18 protein-coding genes and 2 pseudogenes are annotated in these 21,281 nt (G+C 65.2%); 8 read left to right on the top strand and 12 right to left on the bottom strand.

What is annotated here, in order from left to right:
- Window positions 1-233: 233 nt before the first annotated feature.
- Together C448_RS04810 and C448_RS04805 are read left to right on the top strand one after the other, a co-directional pair.
- Window positions 234-422, top strand: coding sequence for a DUF4177 domain-containing protein (locus C448_RS04810; protein WP_004052187.1), 189 nt, complete (start codon window positions 234-236; stop codon window positions 420-422).
- Entirely contained in the window at window positions 419-1,507 is a 1,089-nt protein-coding gene (locus C448_RS04805) for a hypothetical protein (RefSeq protein ID WP_004052186.1), read from the top strand. The genes C448_RS04810 and C448_RS04805 overlap by 4 nt, the downstream gene beginning before the upstream one ends.
- Here C448_RS04805 and C448_RS04800 read toward each other — a convergent pair whose 3' ends face one another.
- A complete protein-coding gene (locus tag C448_RS04800; RefSeq protein ID WP_004052185.1) occupies window positions 1,508-1,906 on the bottom strand; it encodes a hypothetical protein in 399 nt (132 codons plus the stop codon).
- A gap of 88 nt (window positions 1,907-1,994) precedes the next feature.
- Here C448_RS04800 and C448_RS04795 point away from each other — a divergent pair, with 88 nt between their 5' ends.
- Window positions 1,995-2,177, top strand: a complete 183-nt coding sequence (locus C448_RS04795) for a hypothetical protein (RefSeq protein ID WP_004052184.1) — start codon at window positions 1,995-1,997, stop codon at window positions 2,175-2,177.
- 148 nt (window positions 2,178-2,325) lie between these two features.
- Window positions 2,326-2,985, top strand: a complete 660-nt coding sequence (locus C448_RS04790; protein ID WP_004052183.1) for a helix-turn-helix domain-containing protein — start codon at window positions 2,326-2,328, stop codon at window positions 2,983-2,985.
- Between the two features lies 1 nt (window position 2,986).
- Here C448_RS04790 and C448_RS04785 read toward each other — a convergent pair whose 3' ends face one another.
- The 7 genes from C448_RS04785 to C448_RS04755 form a co-directional block, all read right to left on the bottom strand.
- Complete coding sequence (locus tag C448_RS04785; RefSeq protein WP_004052182.1) at window positions 2,987-3,373, bottom strand: DUF2267 domain-containing protein; 387 nt, start codon at window positions 3,371-3,373, stop codon at window positions 2,987-2,989.
- A 64-nt stretch (window positions 3,374-3,437) separates the two neighbouring features.
- Window positions 3,438-4,310: an amidohydrolase family protein gene (locus tag C448_RS04780; protein WP_004052181.1), complete on the bottom strand. Its 873-nt coding sequence runs from the start codon at window positions 4,308-4,310 to the stop codon at window positions 3,438-3,440.
- 153 nt (window positions 4,311-4,463) lie between these two features.
- Entirely contained in the window at window positions 4,464-5,279 is an 816-nt protein-coding gene (locus C448_RS04775; RefSeq protein ID WP_004052180.1) for a hypothetical protein, read from the bottom strand.
- A gap of 149 nt (window positions 5,280-5,428) precedes the next feature.
- On the bottom strand, window positions 5,429-5,890 hold the full coding sequence (locus tag C448_RS04770; protein WP_004052179.1) for a MaoC/PaaZ C-terminal domain-containing protein: 462 nt from the start codon (window positions 5,888-5,890) through the stop codon (window positions 5,429-5,431).
- A 111-nt stretch (window positions 5,891-6,001) separates the two neighbouring features.
- Window positions 6,002-7,390: a zinc ribbon domain-containing protein gene (locus C448_RS04765; RefSeq protein WP_049916048.1), complete on the bottom strand. Its 1,389-nt coding sequence runs from the start codon at window positions 7,388-7,390 to the stop codon at window positions 6,002-6,004.
- Window positions 7,387-8,559: a thiolase C-terminal domain-containing protein gene (locus C448_RS04760; protein ID WP_004052177.1), complete on the bottom strand. Its 1,173-nt coding sequence runs from the start codon at window positions 8,557-8,559 to the stop codon at window positions 7,387-7,389. Before C448_RS04760 ends, C448_RS04765 begins: the two co-directional genes overlap by 4 nt.
- A gap of 42 nt (window positions 8,560-8,601) precedes the next feature.
- Window positions 8,602-10,170 carry an O-antigen ligase family protein gene (locus C448_RS04755; protein WP_004052176.1) on the bottom strand — a complete coding sequence of 523 codons (1,569 nt, stop codon included), beginning with the start codon at window positions 10,168-10,170 and terminating at the stop codon, window positions 8,602-8,604.
- A 111-nt stretch (window positions 10,171-10,281) separates the two neighbouring features.
- Between C448_RS04755 and C448_RS04750 the strand changes: the two genes are divergently transcribed.
- Window positions 10,282-11,100, top strand: a complete 819-nt coding sequence (locus C448_RS04750) for an undecaprenyl-diphosphate phosphatase (RefSeq protein WP_004052175.1) — start codon at window positions 10,282-10,284, stop codon at window positions 11,098-11,100.
- 38 nt (window positions 11,101-11,138) lie between these two features.
- Window positions 11,139-12,335 (top strand): GNAT family N-acetyltransferase, encoded by a 1,197-nt coding sequence (locus tag C448_RS04745; protein WP_004052174.1) that lies wholly within the window; start codon window positions 11,139-11,141, stop codon window positions 12,333-12,335.
- A 15-nt stretch (window positions 12,336-12,350) separates the two neighbouring features.
- Here C448_RS04745 and C448_RS04740 read toward each other — a convergent pair whose 3' ends face one another.
- Entirely contained in the window at window positions 12,351-13,499 is a 1,149-nt protein-coding gene (locus tag C448_RS04740) for an acyl-CoA dehydrogenase family protein (RefSeq protein WP_004052173.1), read from the bottom strand.
- Between the two features lie 68 nt (window positions 13,500-13,567).
- Window positions 13,568-14,428 (bottom strand): annotated as a pseudogene (locus tag C448_RS04735) (AMP-binding enzyme); the annotation flags it as partial.
- Window positions 14,429-14,557: 129 nt separating this feature from the next.
- On the opposite strand from C448_RS04735, the gene C448_RS04730 reads away from it, so the two are divergent.
- Window positions 14,558-15,955 (top strand): IS701 family transposase, encoded by a 1,398-nt coding sequence (locus C448_RS04730; protein WP_049916046.1) that lies wholly within the window; start codon window positions 14,558-14,560, stop codon window positions 15,953-15,955.
- 174 nt (window positions 15,956-16,129) lie between these two features.
- Here the strand turns inward: C448_RS04730 and C448_RS04725 are convergent.
- A pseudogene (locus C448_RS04725) lies at window positions 16,130-16,996 on the bottom strand (AMP-binding protein); the annotation flags it as partial.
- Between the two features lie 93 nt (window positions 16,997-17,089).
- Entirely contained in the window at window positions 17,090-17,656 is a 567-nt protein-coding gene (locus C448_RS04720; RefSeq protein WP_004052169.1) for a thioredoxin family protein, read from the bottom strand.
- Between the two features lie 112 nt (window positions 17,657-17,768).
- Between C448_RS04720 and C448_RS04715 the strand changes: the two genes are divergently transcribed.
- On the top strand, window positions 17,769-21,200 hold the full coding sequence (locus C448_RS04715; protein WP_049916045.1) for a PAS domain S-box protein: 3,432 nt from the start codon (window positions 17,769-17,771) through the stop codon (window positions 21,198-21,200).
- The last annotated feature ends 81 nt before the right edge of the window (window positions 21,201-21,281 follow it).

Below are 21,281 nucleotides of genomic sequence, written 5' to 3'. Positions count from 1 at the left end.
GCGGCTCAGGATTTCGGGGTAGTCGTGGCTCCACGACTCCCGTGCGATCGCCGTGATCGCCTCGGCATCGTCGATCGCGGCCTCGCGTATTGTCATATGATGACGTACTACATGAAAATGTATAGCCATTGCGACGCTGCCAGCATCGAGCATGTCACTCGTCGGGACGGAACTGTCGAAAGCATAGCCATTTAGCATTCGAGTGGCGACGGGGTACGTGTGACTATCGACCAATGATCGAGTGGGAGTACGAGACGTTGCGCCCGCCGCGCGGGCCGACACAGAAGGAGACGAGCGATCCGAAGGCGGAGTTGAACGAACTCGGCGCTGCGGGCTGGGAGCTCGTCACGAGCGTCGAGTACGCCGGCGGCGGGACGAAGTTCCTGCTGTTCAAGCGACCCGTCGACGAGGCATCGGAATGAGCGCCGACCCCGATGCGCGCACGGACGTCGGGGTCGATCCGGAGACCGAGAGCGAGATGGGTGCGGCAATCGATCCCGACGTCGATATCAGCACCGCGAACACGATGCGCGAGCGCGCGAACGAGAGTCGCATCAAGCTCTGGGTGATGCTCGGCGCGAACCGCCTGCTCATCACCGGGCTGCTCGCGCTGTTCGTCTTCGCCGCGTTCGTCGCCCTCGGGGTGTTCGTCTACCCGCCGTTCGAGGCGAGCCTCCGGAGCGCCGACACGATCGAAACGATGTTCTCGACGATGATCGGAGCCATCGTCACCGCGACGACGCTCGTGCTCACCATCTCACAGCTCGTCATCTCTCAAGAGAACGGCCCGCTCGGCGAACAACACGCCCGCATGAGCGACACGATGGACTTCCGGTCGTACACCCGCGACCTCATCGGCCAGCCGATGCCGGCCGACCCCTCGATGTTCCTGCGCGTCGTCATCGACGCGGCACGGCGGCGTGCCGAAGCCCTGCGCAGCGCCATCGCCGACAACGACGACGACCAGCTCCGCGCGGAGGTCGACGAGTTCACCGAGTCCATCGTCGGCAACGCCGAGGAGGTCGACGAGGAGCTCGACGGGGCGACGTTCGGCGAGTTCGACGTGCTCTTCGCCGCGCTGAACTTCAACTACGGCTGGAAACTGTTCCAGGTCGAGCGCATCGCCGACGATCACGAGGAAAGTCTGACCGACGAGGATCACGCGATTCTCGACGAACTCCGCACGTCGCTGTCGATGTTCGGTCCGGCGCGCGAGCACATCAAGACGCTCTACTTCGAGTGGGCGCTGATCGATCTCTCCCAGCTCATCCTCTACGTCGCGGTGCCGGCGCTGGTCGTCGCCGCCGCGATGCTCGCGTTCGTCGACGGGAGCACGCTGACGGGTGCGACGGTCGGAATCCCGGATATCCTCTGGCTCGTCGCCGGCGGGTTCACCGTCACGACGCTCCCCTTCCTCCTGCTCATCGCCTACATCGCCCGCGTCGCGACGATCGCGAAACGCACGCTCGCCATCGGCCCGCTCATTCTGCGCGGCTCCCAGCGCTAGTCAGAACAGTTCGTCGCCACCGGCTTTGACGCTCTGACTCTCGATCGTCGTACCGTTGATCGAATCGGTGGCGGTGATGGTCGCGTTCTCGCCCGCCGGGAGATAGAGGGTGAGCCCGCGGCTCTGGCCGCTGCTGACGGTCGTCGAGTCGAAGCTCTTGCCGCTCTCGGTCGTCACCGTCAGATCGGTGACGTCCTGCTCGCTGGTCGCGTTCGCGGCGAGCGTGATCGAGGCCCGGACGCGACCGCTCGCCCACGGCTCGTCGGTCGCTATCTCCTCGAAAACGGCCGATCCCGCGGTGTCGGCATCTACCGTCGGATCGAGCGTGAGACAGCCGCCGAGGCCGAGACCGGCGGCGAGCGGGAGTGTAGCGAGAAATCGGCGACGAGGCTGGGGCATTGTCCCGGGTTCGAGGTGTGACGCCTTGAATCTGTAGCCCGACCGATGCAGGCAGCGCGCTTTTCCGTCGGCCACCGACACGGACACCATGCTCGGCAGCACGGCAGCGATGAAAGCGGCGAAAAAGGGCTACAAACGATACGGCGTCCCCGGGGCGCTGGCCGCTGGCGGTGGCGCGATCCTCGGGATCCGGTTCATCAAGCGACGGTTTCTGAGCGGCACCAGCGAGAACGATACCGGCGACGGCACGGCAACGACCGACGACCAGTAACCCGCGAACGCCCTCTCCGGTCGTAGGTCGCGTTCGGGATCGTGCTCGGTCCTGGGATGCGAGTCCGCGGGGATGCGTTCCGACCGCTCCGCCGCACGACGCCCGATCCCGCTTATTTATCCGTTTGCTCCCGGTAACCCGTGTATCGATGGCGACAGTCGTCAAGGGACGCGTACCGGCCGGCGAGTTCGCGCTCTACGAGACACTCACAGCAGAACCCGACATCGAGTGTGAGATCGAGCGCATCGTCGAGACCGGTGACGACGTCGTCATGCCGCTGGTCTGGCTCCGCGGTGCTCACACCGAGAGCTACGAGGCGGCGCTCGCCGACGATCCGAGCGTCGACGATCCGACGCTGCTGAGCGATCTCGACACCGAATCGCTCTATCGGATGGAGTGGATCGGCGACATCCAGCTCGTTCTCCAGATGCTTACCGGCGTGGAGGCGACGATCCTCGACGCCTACGGAGCCGACGGCTGGTGGTATCTCCGCGTTCTCTATCCGACCCGTGAATCGCTGTCCGAGACCTACGAGTTCTGTGACGAGAACGGCCTCACCTTCGAGGTCGAGACCATCCGCGAGATGGACGGCAACCCGGTCGGCCGGCACGGCCTCACGAAAAAACAGTACGAGGCGCTCCGGCTGGCGACCGAGCAGGGCTACTTCTCGGTGCCGCGCGAAACCGATGTCACCACGCTCGCCGACGAACTCGGCATCTCCCATCAGGCACTTTCCGAGCGGCTGCGCCGCGCTCAGCGGGTGCTGGCCGAGGACACGATCCTGATGGGCACGCGCTCGGACGAGTGAACTAGCCCGCCCGATAGAGGCGCTCGTACTCGTCGGGGAGCTGGCCCCGAACGTCGTTCCAGGTCGTGCCGTCGACCGACTGCGCGAGGCTCTCGAAGACGGCCTGGGTGTGGAGCCGTGCTCGGTCGACGTCGACGTCGGTCGTTTTCTCGCGTACGGCCTCGCGCACCCAGTCGACGAACTCCTCGGGCGTGAACCCGGCAGCTTCCTGGCCGGCACCGTCGAGTGCCGCCGCGAGGTTCCCCGTGAGCTCGTCCGCAAGCGCGTCTGTCGTGTCGAGTCGCTCGCCGAGCACGTCGAACACCGATTCGGCTACCGCGACCGTCTGCTCGCGTGAATCGAGGTTGGCGCGCGATTCCACGTCGGCGAAGAACTGCTCGTCGTCCATGTGGGCTCGTCGCCCACGCGCAGTTCGGCGTACTGCCTGCAAGCGACGGTTTCGTTTCCCGTCGTCAGAGTCCGAGAAAGTCCTCGGCGTTCTCCCAGAGGAGCTTGCGCTGTGTTTCCTCGGAGAAGTCGGTGTGCTCGGCGAACGATTCGAGCCACGCCTCGGGGCGGATCATCGGGTAGTCGGTGCCGAACATCACCTTGTCGCGGAGCAGCGAGCCGGCGTACTGGAGCACCTGCTCGTCGATGTACTTGGGGAGCCAACCCGAGAGATCCATGTAGACGTTGCCCTTCTGCTGGCAGATGGCGAGCTGTTCTTTCTCCCAGGGGAAAGCCGGATGGGCGAGTAGGATCTGCATGTCCGGAAAGCGCGCGGCCACGTCGTCGACGAGCAGCGGGTTGCCGTGGCGGACCCGCAGCCCGCGCCCGCCCGGCGCGCCGGCCCCGAGCGTCGAGTTGCCGCCGTGGAAGACGACCGGAACGCCGAGATCTTCGATCATCGCCCAGAGCTCGTCGTGCTCCGGCGCGCTCGGATCGAACCCCTGGGCGATCTGCTGAAACTTGAACCCCGAAAGATCGAGCTCCTCGATCGCGCGCTCGGCCTCCGCGACGCAGTCGTCCTTGAGCGGATCGACGCTCGCGAACCCGGTGAAGAAATCGGGGTAGTCGTCACGGACTTCGGCGACGTAGTCGTTCTCCACGGGTGGGTTGCCCGTGTTCGTTTCGGCATCCCATCCCAGGAGAACGGCGTGGCGGATGCCCGCTTGGTGATACTCCTCGCGCATCTCCTCGTAGCCCCACGTTTCGAGTTCGGTGCCGAATTTGCCGGCCGCGTCGCGCATCATCTCGCCGCCGGCGTCGTGGAGGAACTCCGCGGTCGGCTGGTGGGCGTGGGTGTCGATGGCGCGTGGCTCGTCGAGCAGGTCGATATTGGCCATGTTCACGTGTCTCGTAGCCGCCGGATAAATAGCTGTGTGGCGGTGGACGATCGGAGCAATGGCCTGCGGAACCATCACCGATCTCGGTGTCTGCTCCGTGTCGTCGACAGTCTCGATCCCGGCAATCGGGTCATGCGATGCCGAACAAGGTGGTCACACCGAGACGGACGCTTCCTCACTGACCGTCAGCGACAGCAGCATCTCCTCCGTCTGCTGGTCGACCGACGAGGAGTACGCCGGCTCCGGGAGGGTGATCGCGGCGGTATAGAGGGTATCACCGACGAGCGTGAGAACCGCGTTCTGTCGAATGCGCATGGCGACGTCGGCCGAACTGAGTCGCAGATCGAGATAGATGGCATCGTACTCGTTCGGGAGCGTGACCTCTCGCCGGTCGAGCGTTTCGTGCTCCAGATCGCTTTCCCCGGCGGACTGCTGATAGCCGCTCAGGAACTGGTCCGTCGCCTGTTCGAGCGTCACCGACGACGGCGCATCCTCGCTGATGTAGATGGTGAGATCGCCGGGTGTGGCCGGACTCGTGAAGGAAACCTCCGTGGGATCGGTTTCGTCGACTCGCCACTCGGTCGGATATTCGATCGTGTACGGGTAGGAGTCACTGCTGTAGGTTTCGCGATCCGAGAGGTCCATCTGCATCGACTGCATGGTCGTGGCCATCGCTGCCGTTTCGGCAGCCGTGGTTGCTGACGTGGGCCGGGCTGTCGCCGTCTCGGTCGGGGTGGGAGTGGCAGTAGCAGTCCGGGTTTGCGTTCGAGTGCGCGTCCGGGTGGCGGTCTCCCGTGCGGTTTCGGTCATCGTGGTCGCGACCGTCGTCGCAGTCGACTCGTTGTCCGCCGTCGTGTCGGAACCGTTTGCGGACTGGGTGGCGTTGCCGCCGCTACCATCGGTACTACTGCAGCCGGCGAGGAGCGAGGCACCTGCTATGAGACCAGTCAGGACTCGGCGTCGTTGCATAGCACTGATCCGTTCATACAGTACATGAAGGTTCCTCTTTCTGCATCGAGAATGCAGAAAAATCAGGATTCATTCCGCAAGAAACAGCGATACTCTCGCGGACGGTTCGTCTGCGAGTGACTGGCCCCGATTCCAATGGGTGCTGACGCTCACTCTTTGTTCTTGAACAGGAATTTCATATCTCCCTCCAACTTTACCTCTCCCTCGTGGTTGGTGGTCACGACATCGACGACGACGAGGCCGGCGTCGTCACGGCTCTCCAGGTCACGTTTCTCACCGATCTCGAACTCGCAGCTGATCGTCTCCCCGATCCCTATCGCATTGGGGAGGTCCATGTAGTTCATCCCGAGGAACGCCACCACGGTCCGCTCAACGATCCCCGTGCGCTGGAACAGCCCTGTGGAGAGGATGAACGTCATCGGTCCTTGGGCGATGCGTTCGCCGAACGGTCCGTCTTCGGAATACTCCTTATTGGTGTGGAGTTCGGTCCAGTCGCCGGTGAACATCGAGTGGAGGGCGAAATCCGTCTCCGTGACCGTGCGCCCGGCGCTCTCGAAGCGCTGACCCACGTCGAGATCCTCGAAGTAGTGTGGTTCGTAACTGTATGGCATACCCAATCATCGACGGTGTGGTATATGAAACCCACTGCTGATATCCCGCAATTTGCCTCCTTCGATCACATCCTCGCTTTCGTTCCGACCGCACTCCCGACGCCGCCGCGACTATTCGGTCGGGACGAACTTCACGCCGTAGCGCGCGATCCCCTCCTGTTCGTAGATCCGACGGACGACCGCCCGGAGCTTGTCGCCGATCGCCACCGATTCGGGATCGCAGTCAGTGAGCTGTGCCGGCAGCGTCGCATCGATCTCCTCAAAACCGACCACGACGACCCCGTAAGCTCCGTCACGGCGCTGCTGGGCGGCGAATTCCGGTGGCGCGCCACCCTGACCAACGACCGTTCGCGCCTTCACGATGCCGACGTTCGGCAGGTCGTACGGCTCGAACGCCGCCCGTGAGCCGCAGTTCGGACAGGCACCCTCTGGCGGGAACGCCACCGTCTCGCAGTCGGGACAGCGCCCGGCGCGGAGTCGGTAGCGCTGGCCGAGACTCTCGCGCCACGTCGGGAGGCTGACGCGTGCGCCGCCGCCAGCAACCTCTTCCTCGTCGAGCACGCCGCGCTTGCGGAGGGCGTTCGTGTACGAAATCCGCTCGCCACTGGGAATCTCTCCATCAGCGAGCCCCGCGGTGTCGAGGCCGCCATCGAGGACGAACGCCGCTCCCGCGCCGCCGCTGCCGAACGCGCCCACGAGCGTCCGGTCGTTCGCGTCGGCACCCCCGAGCGCGCGAGCCAGCCCCAGGAAGACGGTGGCCGCGCCGGCATCGCCCACCCGATCGACGACGGTGCCGCGCTCGATCGCCTCGTCGTCGATCGGGAGGTCGCCCGCGATACGGCTCGGCATCCGCGCGTCGGGCTGGTGGAGCGCGGCGTGCGCAACGCGCTCGATGTCGTCGATCCCTGCGGCAGCTCCGGCCACGCATTCGCGGATCGCGTCCCGCTCGTACGTCGTGACGCCGATCGACTTCACCTCCTCCGAACCACGCTCGCGATAGCGGAGCCCCGGATACTCGTCGGTGTGCCATGCCCGTTCGGGGACCCCGACAGCGGCGTCGTCGGCGACGAGAAATGCGACCGCGCCGGCACCCCAGCCGTCGGCCGGATCGCCGGCGGGGCAGTCCGATATGACCACGAGCGCCGATCCGTCGGCGTCGATCGCCCGTGAGAGTGCCTCGGCACCGGCGAGCGTGCTTCCCGTGTGCTCGCTCGTTTCCACGTTCCGTCCCAGCCCGAGCGCGCGGCCGAGTCGCGGCGCGAACAGCCCTTCGTCGAGCAGTGGTGTCGTGCTCGCGAGGGCGACGTGTTCGATCGCCTCGCGCTCGGCACTCGTCTCGAACAGTTGCTCGGCCGCCGCGATAGCCATGGTGAACGCGTCCTCATCGGCTCCGGGCACCACCATCTCTCGGTGCGGGCTTCGGCCCCATGCCTCTTCGACCGCCTCACCGGCGAGTCGATATTGCGGGAGGGAGACCGCGGCGGCGTCGATTCCCCTCATCGCGCTCCTCCCACGTCCGTGCGTTCGAGAACCGTCACCGTGGCTCCGCCGCCGCTTCCGCCGACGTTGTGGGCAAGGCCGATCTCGGGCGAATCGACCTGGACGTGCGCGGTGCCCTGCAGCTGCTCGAACAGCTCGACGAGCTGTCCGGTACCGGTCGCGCCGATCGGATGACCCTTCGATTTCAGACCGCCGGATGTGTTGACGGGCAGTTCGCCGTCGGGATCGGTCCGTCCGTCGTCGAGGAGTATCCCTGCCTCGCCGCGCTCGCAAAAGCCGAGGTCCTCGTAAGCTAGCAGTTCGGCGATGGCGAAGCAGTCGTGGACCTCGGCGACATCGACGTCTCCTGGGCCGATGCCGGCGCGCTCGTAGGCACGCTCGGCGGCAGCTGCACTCGCCGGGATCGAGGTGAGAGTGTCTCGCTCAAACAGACCGACACGACCGCTCGCCGCACCGACGCCCGCGACGCGAACGGGTGCGAACTCTTCGGCGACGTCCTCCGAAACGACCAGCACGGCGCTCGCCCCGTCGGAGATCGGACAGCAGTGATAGCGGTTGAGGGGCTCGGCCACCGGCGGCGCGTTCGTCGCGTCGTCCATCGAGCAGGCGAACCCGAGATGTGCGTTCGGGTTCTCGGCACCGTTGGCGTGATTCTTGACCGCGACCCGTGCAAGTGCGTCCGGGTCCGTGTCGTATTCGTGGAAATAGGCGTTCGCCATCTGGGCGTACACTCCCGCGAACGTCGTCCCGCTGAGGCGCTCGTACTCGGTGTCGCCGCTCACGCCGAGCCACCACCGGGTCTGATCGGCGCTCGTGTCGGTCATCACCTCGTAGCCACCCGCGAGAGCGACATCGGCCCGGCCCGACTGCACGGCCGTGACCGCCGACCGGAACGCGTAGCCGCCGGCCGCACAGGCGTTCTCGACGCGCGTCGTCGGAGTCGTGTGGAGACCGACGTGTTCGGTGACGGCCGGCGCGCTCAGACCGATCTGACGGCCGCCGACGCCGAGCGTTCCGAGGAAGGCTTCGTCGATGCGGTCGGGATCGAATCTCCCACTGGTGCTGTCGAGCGCGCGCTCGAAGGCCGTCTCGAACAGCGAGCGGTAGGTCGCGTCCGGGAACGAGCCGAACGGCGACTGGGCCGCACCGACGACGTATGCATCGCGCATGCGAACGGTATCGCCGCGGATCGGTAAAACCGCTCGGTGGGGTCAGCCCTGGACGCGACCCGTCGTCGACAGTTCGTCCTTTTCCACCCCGGCGTTCGTCGGCCAGCCACGGTATCGGCGACTCGCCGCGCCGATCGTCGCGCCGGCGAGCAGCCAGAACGCCGCGTTGCCGACCGTCCAGTGGTAGGCCGCCATCCACGAGGAGTAGGCGTGGAAGGTGGCCATCGAACAGAGCATGGCGATCCACAGCAGGCGCTCGATGCCGTCAGTGCTCACGATCAGCCGGAAAGCGACGAACGCCACGGCGAGAGCGGCGAGGAGATAGAGGCCACCGCCGACGAACCCCGTCGCGGCGAGGTTCGACAGGATGGTGTTGTGAACGCCGAGATCCGCCGGCAGCCCATAGCGCTCCGAGAACACGTAGAAGTTCTTCCCGCCGATGCCGAACAGCGGATATTTGACCGCGAGCTGGATCGCCGTGACGTACTCCTCGATCCGTATCGCGAGCGTATCGGTGCGGAAGATCGACGTGTCGCCGTCACCCGATTGGAGGACGAACAACAGCACGCGGGCGATGACCCCCCAGACGGCGATCGCGACAACGCTGGCGGACGCCGTCACGGCGATCGAATGGCGTCGCTTCGCGGTGACGAGCAGCCAGAGAGTGAGACATGCGCCGAAACCGAGTCCGAGCAGGATGAGCGTCGCCCAGCCGGCATCCGTGTCGGCGACGCGGATCGAGAGCACCGAAACGACGGCCGCGGCCGCGACGAACGGCGAGAGCCACGCACGCCGGATCGCGACGGCGACCGCGAGTGGGAGCGCGAGCAACAGCACCATTACCAGTTCGCGGCCGTGGCCGACGAACCCGCCCGCGTAGAAGCCGGTCGCGATCTCGAACGAGCCGAGCACGAACGAGCGCAGATAGCGGTCGGGCGGCTCGCCGAGAAACGGGAAGCCGAGCATCCCCTCGTTGACGATCTGTGCGAGCGAGAGCAGCAGGTTGCCCGCGACGGCGATGAGAAACGGGTAGACGACACAGCGGATGTCCGATCGGTGGACGATCAGCGCGGCGACGGCGAACACGACGAGATTGCGCAACTGCTCGATGGCGTACATGACACCGGCCCCCGACGAGCCCCCGTTGGCGACGAGGCCGGCGACGAACGCCCAGACGACGAACGCGATCAGCCCGAACGTCGCGATCGACCGCCCGTTGAACCCCACCGACGGTCGGTCGTCGAGAAACTCGTAGAGGAGGACGAACAGCAGCGGGACGGTGACGACGTCGGCGGCCATCACGTCGATCATCGCGATGCCGGGACCCTCGACGAGCGTCGTGGAGATGTCAAACAGTGTGAGGACGATGGCGGCGCTCGCGAGCCCCGCGAGGGCATGTCCGCTCGCGAACACGACCGCGAGATAGCAGAGACCGGCGACGACGACGAGCACCGGGGTCGGGAGACCGCTTGCCGCGGCGACCACGGGCACGCAGACGGCGATCAGTGTGGTCAGCAGTAGTGCCGTCCACACGTAGGTCCGCACTTCGCTTTCGCCGACCGCCAGGGCGTTGTCCGCCGTCCCGAATCGCTCGGCGAGATGTCCACTCACGTCTGTACTCTGACAATATAGGTCGCATCCCCACATACATCTATCGGTTTTCGGAGTTATGTCGCGGCGACGATCGAACCGCCTTTATCCGGGGCCCGTGGCCGGTCGAACATGGACCCCTCGGTCGCGCTGTCGCTCATCGTCGGAATCCTGCAGGGTATCTTCGAGTGGCTGCCGATATCGAGCGAGGGGAACATCACGCTGTATCTGACGGTGGTCGAAAACGTCTCGCCGGCGGTCGCCGTCCAACTGTCGCTCTTTCTTCATGCCGGCACCGCGCTCTCGGCGCTCGCCTACTACCGCGACGAGGTCGCGGCCCTGCTCGGCGAGATTCCAAACTGGCGACCCGATCGGGCGTTCGACCGCGATCGCTCCGAACTCACCTTTCTGGTCGTCGCCACGCTCGCAACCGGTGTCGTCGGACTGCCCGCGTACGTGGTGCTCGAAGAGGTCGTCAGCCAGCTCGCGGGCGGGGCGTTCGTCGCGCTCATCGGTGCCCTGCTGATCGTGACGGGTCTGGTCCAGCGCGGGGTCGAGGGCCGTGGCGGACGGCGCGGGACGCCGGACCTCATCGATGCGGTACTCGTCGGCGGGCTCCAGGGATTGGCGATCCTGCCGGGCGTCTCCCGGTCGGGAACGACCGCGAGCGCGCTCCTCCTGCGGGGTCACGACGGTCCGTCGTCGTTCCGACTCTCCTTTTTGCTCTCGATCCCGGCGGCACTCGGCGCGGGGGCGATCACGACGCTCAGCGACGGGATCCCGGCGATCTCGCCCGCGATGGCTGGCGTCGCGCTCCTGACGAGCGCGGTCGTCGGCTACCTGACCATCGACGCGCTGATGCGACTGGTCGAACGCGTCTCGTTCTGGCTGGTCTGTGTCGGGCTCGGGTCGCTCGCAGTGATCGGCGGTGCTGGCGTCTTCCTCGTCTGACCGAGTGGCTATTTCACCGTCCGGATCGCAGGCATCCCATGCCCACCTACCGCCCGGTGTCCGACGACCGGATCGACGAGTTTCGGGCGATCCAGCAGTACGCCTTCAGCCTCGCCGAGCCGACGGAGCCCGTCGAGAGCGTCGACGAGCTTCCGCGACGGGCGACACTCGGCGCGCGCCGCGGTCTCTTCGACGGCGGGGAACTGCTCTGTACCGGTACTCATCACTGGTTCACGACCACGGTGCGCGGCGGCGAGCATCCGCTGGCGGGGCTCGCGGGTGTCGCCACGCCACCGGAGAACCGCCGACAAGGGCTGATCGCACGGCTGCTCAGCGAATCGCTCGCCGAGTACCGCGAGCGCGGTCAGTATCTCTCGGCGCTCTGGCCGTTCGAGTACGCCTTCTACCGGCAGTACGGCTGGACACAGGCCGGCACCACCGCGATCTACGAGTGCGATCCGGAGGCGCTCGCCTTCGCGGCCGAAACCGAACGCGACGGGGAGTTTCGGCGACTCGACGCCGACGATTTCGAAACGATGGACCCGGTGCTCGCGGCCGCCGGCGAGGGCGTCTCGCTCTGGATGCGCCGCAGCGAGGAGTGGTGGCGCGATCGGGTCTTCACCGGTCGCGAGAACGACCCCTACGTCTACGGCGTCGAGCGCGATGGCGACCTCCGAGGATACGTCGTCTACCACGTCGATGCCGACGACGGGCGCACGATGCGGGTCAAGGAGTGCAACGCGATCGACAACGCGGCATTCCTCGATCTCCTGCGATTCCTGTTCTACCACGATTCACAGGTCGAGCGCGTCCGCATCCGTGGCCGAGCCGACTGGCCGCTGGCCGATCTCGCCGACGATCCCCGTGCCATCGACTGCGAACTGGTTCCCGACGGGATGGTCCGCATCGTCGACGTCGAGCGTGCGCTCGCTGCTCTCGACTATCCCACCGCTGCCGAGGGACGCGTCGTTCTCTCGGTCGAGGACCCGACCGCCGCGTGGAACGACGACACGTTCGCGCTCGCGGTACGGAACGGAGAGGCGACCTGCACTCCGGTCGACGAATCACCGGATGCACGCATCGCGATCACGACGCTCTCACAGCTGTTCGTCGGTCATTTCTCGGTCGAACACGCGAGGATGGCTGGCGATCTCACCGTCGAATCAGGTGAGGTGGCGGCACGTCTCGCAGCGATGTTCCCACAACGAGAAGTGATCCTTAGTGAAGACTTCTGAGCCGGGAGTAGTTACCTACTGGCGCTGGCTGTAGATCAGGTTGCGCTGGACGGCGTTCGCACCCTCGTAGATGACGGGCACCCGGCAGTCGCGGTAGACACGCGCGATGCGGTTCTCGGTCAGCACCGAGCGTCCGCCGTGGAGCTGCATGCCGGTCTCGGCACAGTCGACGGCCGCTTCCGTCGAGTTCGCCTTGGCGAGAGCGGCCCAGTAGCCCGCGTTGTTCTGGTTGGCGACCTTCTCGGCGGCGCGCCAGTTGAGCGCGCGAGCGCTCTCGAACTCGATGAGCATGTCCGAGAGATCGTGCTGGACGGCCTGGAACTCGCTGATCTCGCGGTTGAACGCGTCGCGGTCGTGGACGAACTCCCATGCCTCCTCGATGGCCGCCGCGGCGAGCCCCAGTCCGTGACCGCCGACGACGACGCGACCGTGGTTGAAGAACTCGGCGAGCATGTAGAAACCGGTACCCTCGTTGCCGATGAGGTTCTCCTCGGGGATCCGGCAGTCCTCGAAGAAGATGTGACCCTGTTTGGAGGCGCGAAAGCCCATCTTCTCGGGGATATGCTCGGCCTCGTAGCCCGGCGCGTCCGTCGGCACGATGAACATCGAGTAGTTCGAGTAGCGGTCGTCGGAATCGCCGCTCTTGGCGTAGACGGTGAGCCAGTCGCCCTCGACGGCGTTGCCGACCCAGTATTTCTCGCCGTTCAGCACCCACTCGTCGCCGTCCTTCTCGGCGGTGGTCTGCATCCCGGCGAGGTCGCTGCCGGTCTGGGGTTCCGAGACCGCTAATCCAGTGATCTGCTCGCACTCGGCGACCGGCCGGAGATACTCCTCGTGTTGATCCTCGTTGCCGTATTTCTCGACGATCTCCGCGCCGAAACTCGCCAGCTGGAGCGTGAGTGCGATGCCCGCGTCAGCCCTGTAGAACTCCTCGCCGATGGCGAGCATCTGCTCCAGATCGAGGTCGCACCCGCCGAGTTCCTCGTTGATGTCCTGAGCGACCAGCCCCGCCTCCTGTCCGGCTTCGAGGATCTCCCAGGGATACTCGCCCGTCCGGAAGTACTCCTCGGCGTTCGGGGCGATGTGTTCGTCGGCGAACTCGCGAGCGTCCTGCTTGACCTCGTGAGCGTGTTCGGGAACGATCGACTCGTCCAGTAGCTCCATGTCCGTCGGTCGGGAGCGCGACGCAAATAACTCGTGTAAACCGGCAACGAGTCACGGAGAGTTGTCGGTCAGTCGCTCTCGGGCGCGGCCTCCTCCGGTGCCTTGCCCGCGATCAACGACTCGTCCGAATATTCCTCGCGAAGGTCCTTCTTCGAGAACTTCCCGGTGGCGGTCTTCGGCACTTCGTCGATGAACAGCACGTCGTCTGGCACCCACCACTTCGGGTAGTCCTCGGCGACGAGATCGATCAGCTCGTCCTTGAGCGAATCGCGCTCCTCGCCGGCGACGACGAAGGCGACGGGGCGCTCCTGCCACTTCTCGTGGGGCACCCCCACGACTGTCGCCTCGCTCACGTCGTCGTGGGCCATCAGCGCGTTTTCGAGTTCCACACTTGAGATCCACTCGCCGCCGGATTTGATGACGTCCTTCGCTCGATCGACGATCTCGATGTAGCCGTCGGGATCGACGCTCACCACGTCGCCGGTCTTGAGCCAGCCGTCCTCGAAGTCCTCGGCGTTCGCCTCGGGTCGCTCGAAGTATTCGGTCGTGACCCACGGCCCGCGGACCCAGAGCTCACCGAACTCCTCGCCGTCCCAGTCGATCTCGTCGTCGTCCTCGTCGATGACTTTGAACTCCAGTCCGGGCACCATCAGTCCCTGTTTGGCGCGCTTGGCGTAGCGATCGGTGTCGTCCCACTCGTCCATCCCGTTCTTGAGCCGTGCGACCGAGCCGATGGGGCTCATCTCGGTCATCCCCCACGCGTGGAGCACGTCCACGCCCAGTTCGTCGAACCGTCGAACCACGGACTCGGGGGCGGCGCTCCCGCCGATGATGACCTGTTCGAGCGAGGAAAGATCGACCTCGTTGCTCGGCTTGGCAACTCTACGGTACGCTCGCTGACTGGTCAGCGAGCAGTAAGTCATGAGACCGAACGGCGGTTGTCGGTGTAGTCCTGANCTCGGCTTGGCAACTCTACGGTACGCTCGCTGACTGGTCAGCGAGCAGTAAGTCATGAGACCGAACGGCGGTTGTCGGTGTAGTCCTGATGTTTTCGTCCTGTGCTCGGTGTTACTCGTCTTCCGCCGTGGTTCGAACAAGCTCTCTCGACGTTTGAGCCAGCATTCTCCGACAGCCGTAACGTCGATTCGTTCAAACACCTCGTAAGCGCGCTGATTCACAGTGAAACGCAGTGGACCGTGAGTGGACTCTCCGAAGGGATTTCGCGTCCTGACGTGGACGCGAAATCCCGTAGAGCCTACGACTACTTCTTCGGTGGTGCCAACTGGTCGGCCACCGATCTCGCCCAGTTCCACGCTGAGTACGTCTTCGACCAGCTCCAGGTCGGTGCTGGTGACGACGTTCTCCTCCACATCGACGATACGTTCGCTCCCAAAACCGGCGACGCCACCGATGGCGTCGCCCGGTTGTACAATCCCGTCGCTGCCGAGACCGAACTAGGCAACAAGATCGTTACTTCCTGTCTCCAGATCGGCGACGTCTATGTTCCGTACCTTGCGCGGATGTACGTTCCAGAGGATCTCGCACCGAATTTCGACGAGCCGTTCAAGAAAAAGACCGAGATCGCCGTCGAAGAGATCGTCACGCCGCTCCAGCTGCCGGCTGGAGCGGCTCTTACCGTCGTTTTTGATTCTGCGTACTACGGCGACGAGAGAGTGGCCACGATCCAAAATCAAGGTCATGACGTCGTTTGTCGGCTGAAATCCGACAAACACGTCTCACCACAAGGTGTTGTCTGGACCCAACGCGTCGACGCCTTCGCGTCGACGCTGGAGTACGAATCGACGACGATCACCGTTCGTGGGAAGGAGAAAACCTACGACGTTGCGAGCGAGGTCGTCGAAATCGAAGGCGTCGGTCCAGTGAAGGTCGTCGCGAGCAAGACCGAGGACACGATTCGGCACTACTTGAGTACGGATCTCGGCCGGTCAGCGGCCGAGATCCTCGAACTCATCGAGCAGAGGTGGAACATCGAGACGGTCCACGAGGAATCGAACGCGAAGTTCGGCTTCAAGCAGTACCAACTGGAGCGAAAACAGGCGATCGAGCGCTACCTCCAGTTAGTGTTTCTCGCATGGACGCTGGTAACGTTCGCTGAACGGGCGAACGTGGCGTTCTGGGACGAACGAGGCGGACTGAGCGTCCGCCTCGATCATGCCAAAGAAGCGTACCTCGTGGAGACGTTGCTCGAAATCAACGACAGGGTTGCCCCGTCGCTCCCACGAGCGGAGCGACGGGAGCAACTGCATGAACTGGTNTACCTCGTGGAGACGTTGCTCGAAATCAACGACAGGGTTGCCCCGTCGCTCCCACGAGCGGAGCGACGGGAGCAACTGCATGAACTGGTACGTGAGTTCTCGTGGTCTTCTCTTGCGATTTCGTTTATTCCAGCCGTCAAAGTATATACTCGATTGAATTATTGGTGTGGTTTCTATTGATGGTTAGTTCGTAGATCCAGTTATGATGAACCGAATGCGAAACTTCTGAGGATTTTAGCCACAATCCACTGAGTCAAACGATCTTGCCAAGCCGAGNTTCGTAGATCCAGTTATGATGAACCGAATGCGAAACTTCTGAGGATTTTAGCCACAATCCACTGAGTCAAACGATCTTGCCAAGCCGAGCTCGTTGTCGGTCATGTATTCGAGCAGTCCCAGCCACACCGTGGGGACGCCCGCCGTGATCGTGACGCCTTCCTCCTCGATGAGGTGAGCGAGATCGGCGGGATCGGGCGATGGGCCAGGATAGACGTGTTTCGCGCCCGCCGCGGTCGCCGTGAAGGGCATCCCCCACGCGTTGACGTGGAACATCGGGACGACCGGCATCACCACGTCGGTGTCGTCGAGGCCCAACCCTTGGGGCGTGATCGTCGCCATCGTGTGCGACCAGAGCATCTGCTGAGTGTACTCGACGCCCTTCGGCTTGCCGGTGGTGCCCGAGGTGTAACACATCCCGGCCGGCCGATCCTCGGAGAGCGTCGGCCAATCGTACTCGTCGCTCCGACCCGCGATGAACGACTCGTAATCGGTCGCGTCGAGGTCCGTTTCCGGTACCGTCTCGCCCATCACGACGAACTGCTCGATCGAGGCGAACGCATCGGGATCGGCCGCGCCGGCGAGCTTCTCCAGGAGAGACGGATCGACGAACAGGAGCTCGTCGCTCGCGTTCTCGACGATGAACTGGATGTGTTCGTCCGGCAACAGCGGGTTGATCGTGTGGAGCTGCCGGCCCGAGTCGGGCACGCCGAAGTACGTCTCGAAGTGGCGGTGGTGGTTCCAACAAAAGGTCCCCACGCGTGCGTCGTCACTGATTCCGGCCTCGTCGAGGGCGTTCGCCAATCGGGCGACGCGCCCGCCGAATTCGGCGTAGTCGTAGCGTTCGATTCCGTCATGGGTGCGCGAGACGATCTCGACGTCGGGATACATGCGCTCGGCGCGCCACAGGAACGGTCGCAGGGTCTGGTCGGTGCCTCCTGGCATACGTTCACAGTACGACCGCTCGGTAATGATTCTTCCCCACGGTAGCACGTCACGTGTTTCCAAAATGATGGAAAGCGAAGCGAACCAGAGAGTTCAGCGCCACTTTATCGAACAGCCGCGCGAGGGGCGGAACTGCTGGTCGACGGGGACGCCCCCGAGCACCGATTCGATCGCTCCGGCCATCTCGAAGCCTGCCTCGCCCGACGGCCGCTGGTCGGGGCCGTGGGCGTCGTCGAAACGACCGTGGTAGGCGAGTTCGAAGCCCGCATCGCCGTTGCGAAAGAGGAACGGATCGGGGGTACAGACCGCGCCGTAGGCCCGTGCCACGTCCTGGGATTCGTCGCGCAGGTAGGCATCGTAGTCGACGGTGCCGTCGGCGACGAGCTCCTGCATTCGCTCGAAGGAGTCGTCGGGATACTCCTCGGCGTCGTTCGGGTTGATGCCGACGACGGCGACGTCGTCGTAGAGGGCGGTGAGTTCGTTGAGCGTCTCCATCTTCGCCTGTGCGTAGGGACAGTGGTTACAGGTGAAGACGACGAGCAGTGCCCGATATTCGTCGAAGTCGCCGAGTGTGTGCGTTTCGCCGTCCGCACCGGGCAGTTCGAAATCGGGGGCCGTGTCGCCGCGTTCGAGTTCGCGCGTGGACTCTTCGAGGACCATGCGGGCCGCACGACCGCGAGGGCTAAAGGTTCGACGAACCACACGACGCCACCATTGGAGCGTGATCCGAGACAGGTTTTTCTCGCTCCGGCGGCATTCGAGCACAACGAAGATGTCAGAGGCGATGTCGGTGCTGATGGTCGACGACGAACCGGCGGTCGCCGACCTCGCCAGCACCTCTCTCGAACGGATCGACGACAGGCTGACAGTCACGACCGAGACGGATGCCGAAGCGGCGCTCGACGCGCTCGCGGAAGCGGGGGTCGACTGTGTCGTCAGCGACTACCGCATGCCAGGAATGGACGGGATCGCGCTGCTCGAACGGGTGCGCGAGCGCCATCCGAACCTCCCCTTCATCCTCTTCACCGGCGAGGGCGGCGAGGGGGTCGCGAGCGAGGCCATCTCGGCCGGCGTCACCGACTACCTCCGGAAGGGGACGGGCAGCGAACGGTACGAACTGCTCGCCAACAGCATCACCAATGCCGTCGAGAGCTACCGTGCCGAGCGCGCGCTCGCCGAATCCGAACGGCTCTATCGCTCGCTCATCGACGCCACGCCGGACGCGGTGGTGATCGCCGACGCAGGAACGGGACGGATCGTCGAGACGAACGACGTCGCTGCGACGCTGTTCGGTCGCCCGCGCGAGGAGCTCGTCGGCATGGATCAGACGGTGCTCCATCCCGCCGACCAGCGGGAGCGCTATCGCGACCTGTTCGAACAGCATGCCGCGTCGTCGAGCATCGACGCTGCCCGGTTCGGCGACGGCTCGGCGGTATTGATCGAAACCGCCGCCGGCGAGACGATACCCGTCGATCTCAGAGCACGCACTGTCGAGATGGACGATCGTACGCTCCTCCATGGCGTGTTCAGGGAGCGCTCGACGCGGACCGAACGCGACCGCGACCGGGAACGCGCCATCACCGACGGCTTTTTCGAGGTGCTGCCGGATCCGGCCTATGTTCTCGATCCCGACGGCACGATGGTTCGCTGGAACGGGGAGTTCGCGTCCGTCGTCGGCTACGACGACACGACGATCGCCGAAACGGACTATTCCGAGTTCGTCCCCGATGCGGATCACGACCGCATCGGCGAGCGCATGCAGGAAATCCTTCGAACGGGCGAGAGCGCCGTCGTCGAGTCGGCGCTCGTGACGAACGCCGGCGAGACGATCCCCCACCAGTTCAGCGGCGCGCGCGTTCCCCTCGGCGACGGCTACGGCATCGTCGGCGTCGGGCGCAACGTCGTCGAGCAGCGCCGCCGCGAGCGGGCAATCGGGGCGCTTCACGAGGCGACGCGGCGGTTCGTGGCCGCCAGGGATGCCGACGGGATCGCCGACGCCGTCACGACGACGATCGAGGAGATCCTCGGCTTTCCGATCGCCGTGGTACGGCTGCACGACGACGAGCGCGACAGCCTCAATCCCGTTTCCGTGACCGCTGCGACGCGTGAGCGTCTCGGCGAGCGGCCGCGCTACGCGCGCGGCGAGGGGTTCCCGTGGCGAGCGTTCCGTGCCGGCGAGGCGATCGTCGTCGGCGAGGCGAACGCACCCGACGACGGCATTCCGCTGCGCCATCGGCTCTACCTCCCGCTCGGCGACCACGGCACGATCACCGTCGCCTCGCCCGACGAGTCGTTCGACGACAGCACCGTCAGACTCGCGCGCGTGCTCGCGGCGAATGCCGAGGCGGCGCTCGACCGTCTCGAACGCGAGGAGCGACTGCGTCGGTACGGCCGGATGCTCGACGCCGCCGGCGACATGATCTACACGCTCGACGCCGACGGGCGATTCGAGACGGTCAACGACACGCTCGTCGCGGAGACGGGCTACGCTCGCGAAGAGCTCCTCGGCGAACCCGTCTCGATGCTGCTCGATGAGGACGACATTGCACTCGGCCGGTCGGTGATCCAGCGGCTGCTCGCCGACGGTGCCAACGCCGTCAGCGATTCCTACGATGCGACCGTCCGCACCGCCGACGGCGACTTCATCCCGTGTGAGATCCAGCTCACGGTGTTGGAGAGCGACGCCGGCTTCGCGGGCACCGTCGGCGTCGTCCGGGACATCACGGCCCACAAGCGTCACGAGCGACTGCTCGAAGCGCTCCACGACGCCAGCCGGGAGATGATGACGGCCACCACACGGCGCGAGGTCGCCGACGTCGCGGTCGAAACCGCTGCCGACGTGCTCGACATGGAGCTGAACGGTATCTGGCTCCACGAGGCGGGCGAACTTCGGCCGGTAGCGATCTCCGAGGCCGGTACGGAGCTGTTCGACGCGCTACCGACCTTCGCCGGCGACGAGAGCCTCGCGTGGTCGGTCTTCGAGTCCGGCGCAATGCAGCAGTACGACCGCGTCGACCGTGCTTCCGGCGCTCACAACCCGAACACACCGATCAGAAGCGAGCTGCTGTTGCCGCTCGCCGACCACGGGGTGTTGACCGTCGGCGCGACCGAACCGGGCGTGTTCGACGATCGCGACGTCTCGCTGGCGAAACTGCTCGCGGCGAACACCGAGGCGGCGCTCGAACGCGCCGAACGCGAGCGCGAACTCGTCGTCGAGCGCGATCGCCTCACGGCGCTGTTCGAGAACGTGCCCGACGCGGCGCTGCGCTACGAACTGGTCGACGGCGAACCGATCACCAGACGGGTGAACGAGCGCTTCGAGACGGTGTTCGGCTACAGCGCGGCGGAGATCAGGGACGAGAACGCCGGCGATTACATCGTTCCGTCGGATCGCGAGCCGGCCATCGAGCCGATCGACGCGGCGCTCGCCGACGGCGAGAGCCGCCAGACGACCGTCCGCCGGCTGACGGCCGACGGCGTGCGCGACTTCCTGGTGCACATCGCTCCGCTTGAACCCGGCGGGCGCAACGGCGGCTACGCCATCTACACCGACATCACCGATCAGAAGCGCCGCGAGCGCGATCTCGAACGCCAGAACGAGCTGTTGGACGGGTTCGCGAGCGTCATCTCGCACGACCTCCGCAACCCGATGGGCGTCGCGCGCGGCCGGCTCGAACTCGCCGAGGCCGATCACCACTCGGAGCATCACGACGCGGCGCTGTGGGCTCTCGACCGGATGGACACGCTCATCGAGGACGTGCTCACACTGGCCCGTCAGGGACGGGTCATCGACGACCCGGAACCCGTCGAACTCGCGAGCACGGCCGAGCGGGCGTGGCGGACGGTCGACGGCGCGGACGCGACGATCGACGTCGAGCTTTCGGGGACGGTCGCGGGCGATCCCGACAGGCTGACGCGGCTGTTCGAGAACCTCTTTCGCAACGCGATCGATCACGCCGGCAACGATGTCCACGTCACCGTCGGCACGACCGAGACGGGCTTCTTCGTCGCCGACGACGGCCCCGGCATTCCCGACGGTGAGGGCGAGCGGATCTTCGAGCACGGCTACTCGACCAGCGAGTCAGGCACCGGACTGGGACTGATGATCGTCCGGAGAATCGCCGACGCACACGGCTGGACGGTCTCGGCCACCGATGCGGCCGACGGTGCTCGCTTCGATGTCCGTACCGTGGACGACGGGTGACGGCTACTGACGGCGCAGCGATAGCAGTGAAACTATCGGTTTGTCGGCATACTGTTTTTTGTTTATGCGCCCACTGTTGTA

The sequence above is a fragment of the Halococcus morrhuae DSM 1307 genome (assembly GCF_000336695.1).
Taxonomy (GTDB): Archaea; Halobacteriota; Halobacteria; order Halobacteriales; family Halococcaceae; genus Halococcus; species Halococcus morrhuae.
Note: the sequence above shows the minus strand (reverse complement) of the source record. Positions and strands in the feature narration are given on the sequence as shown.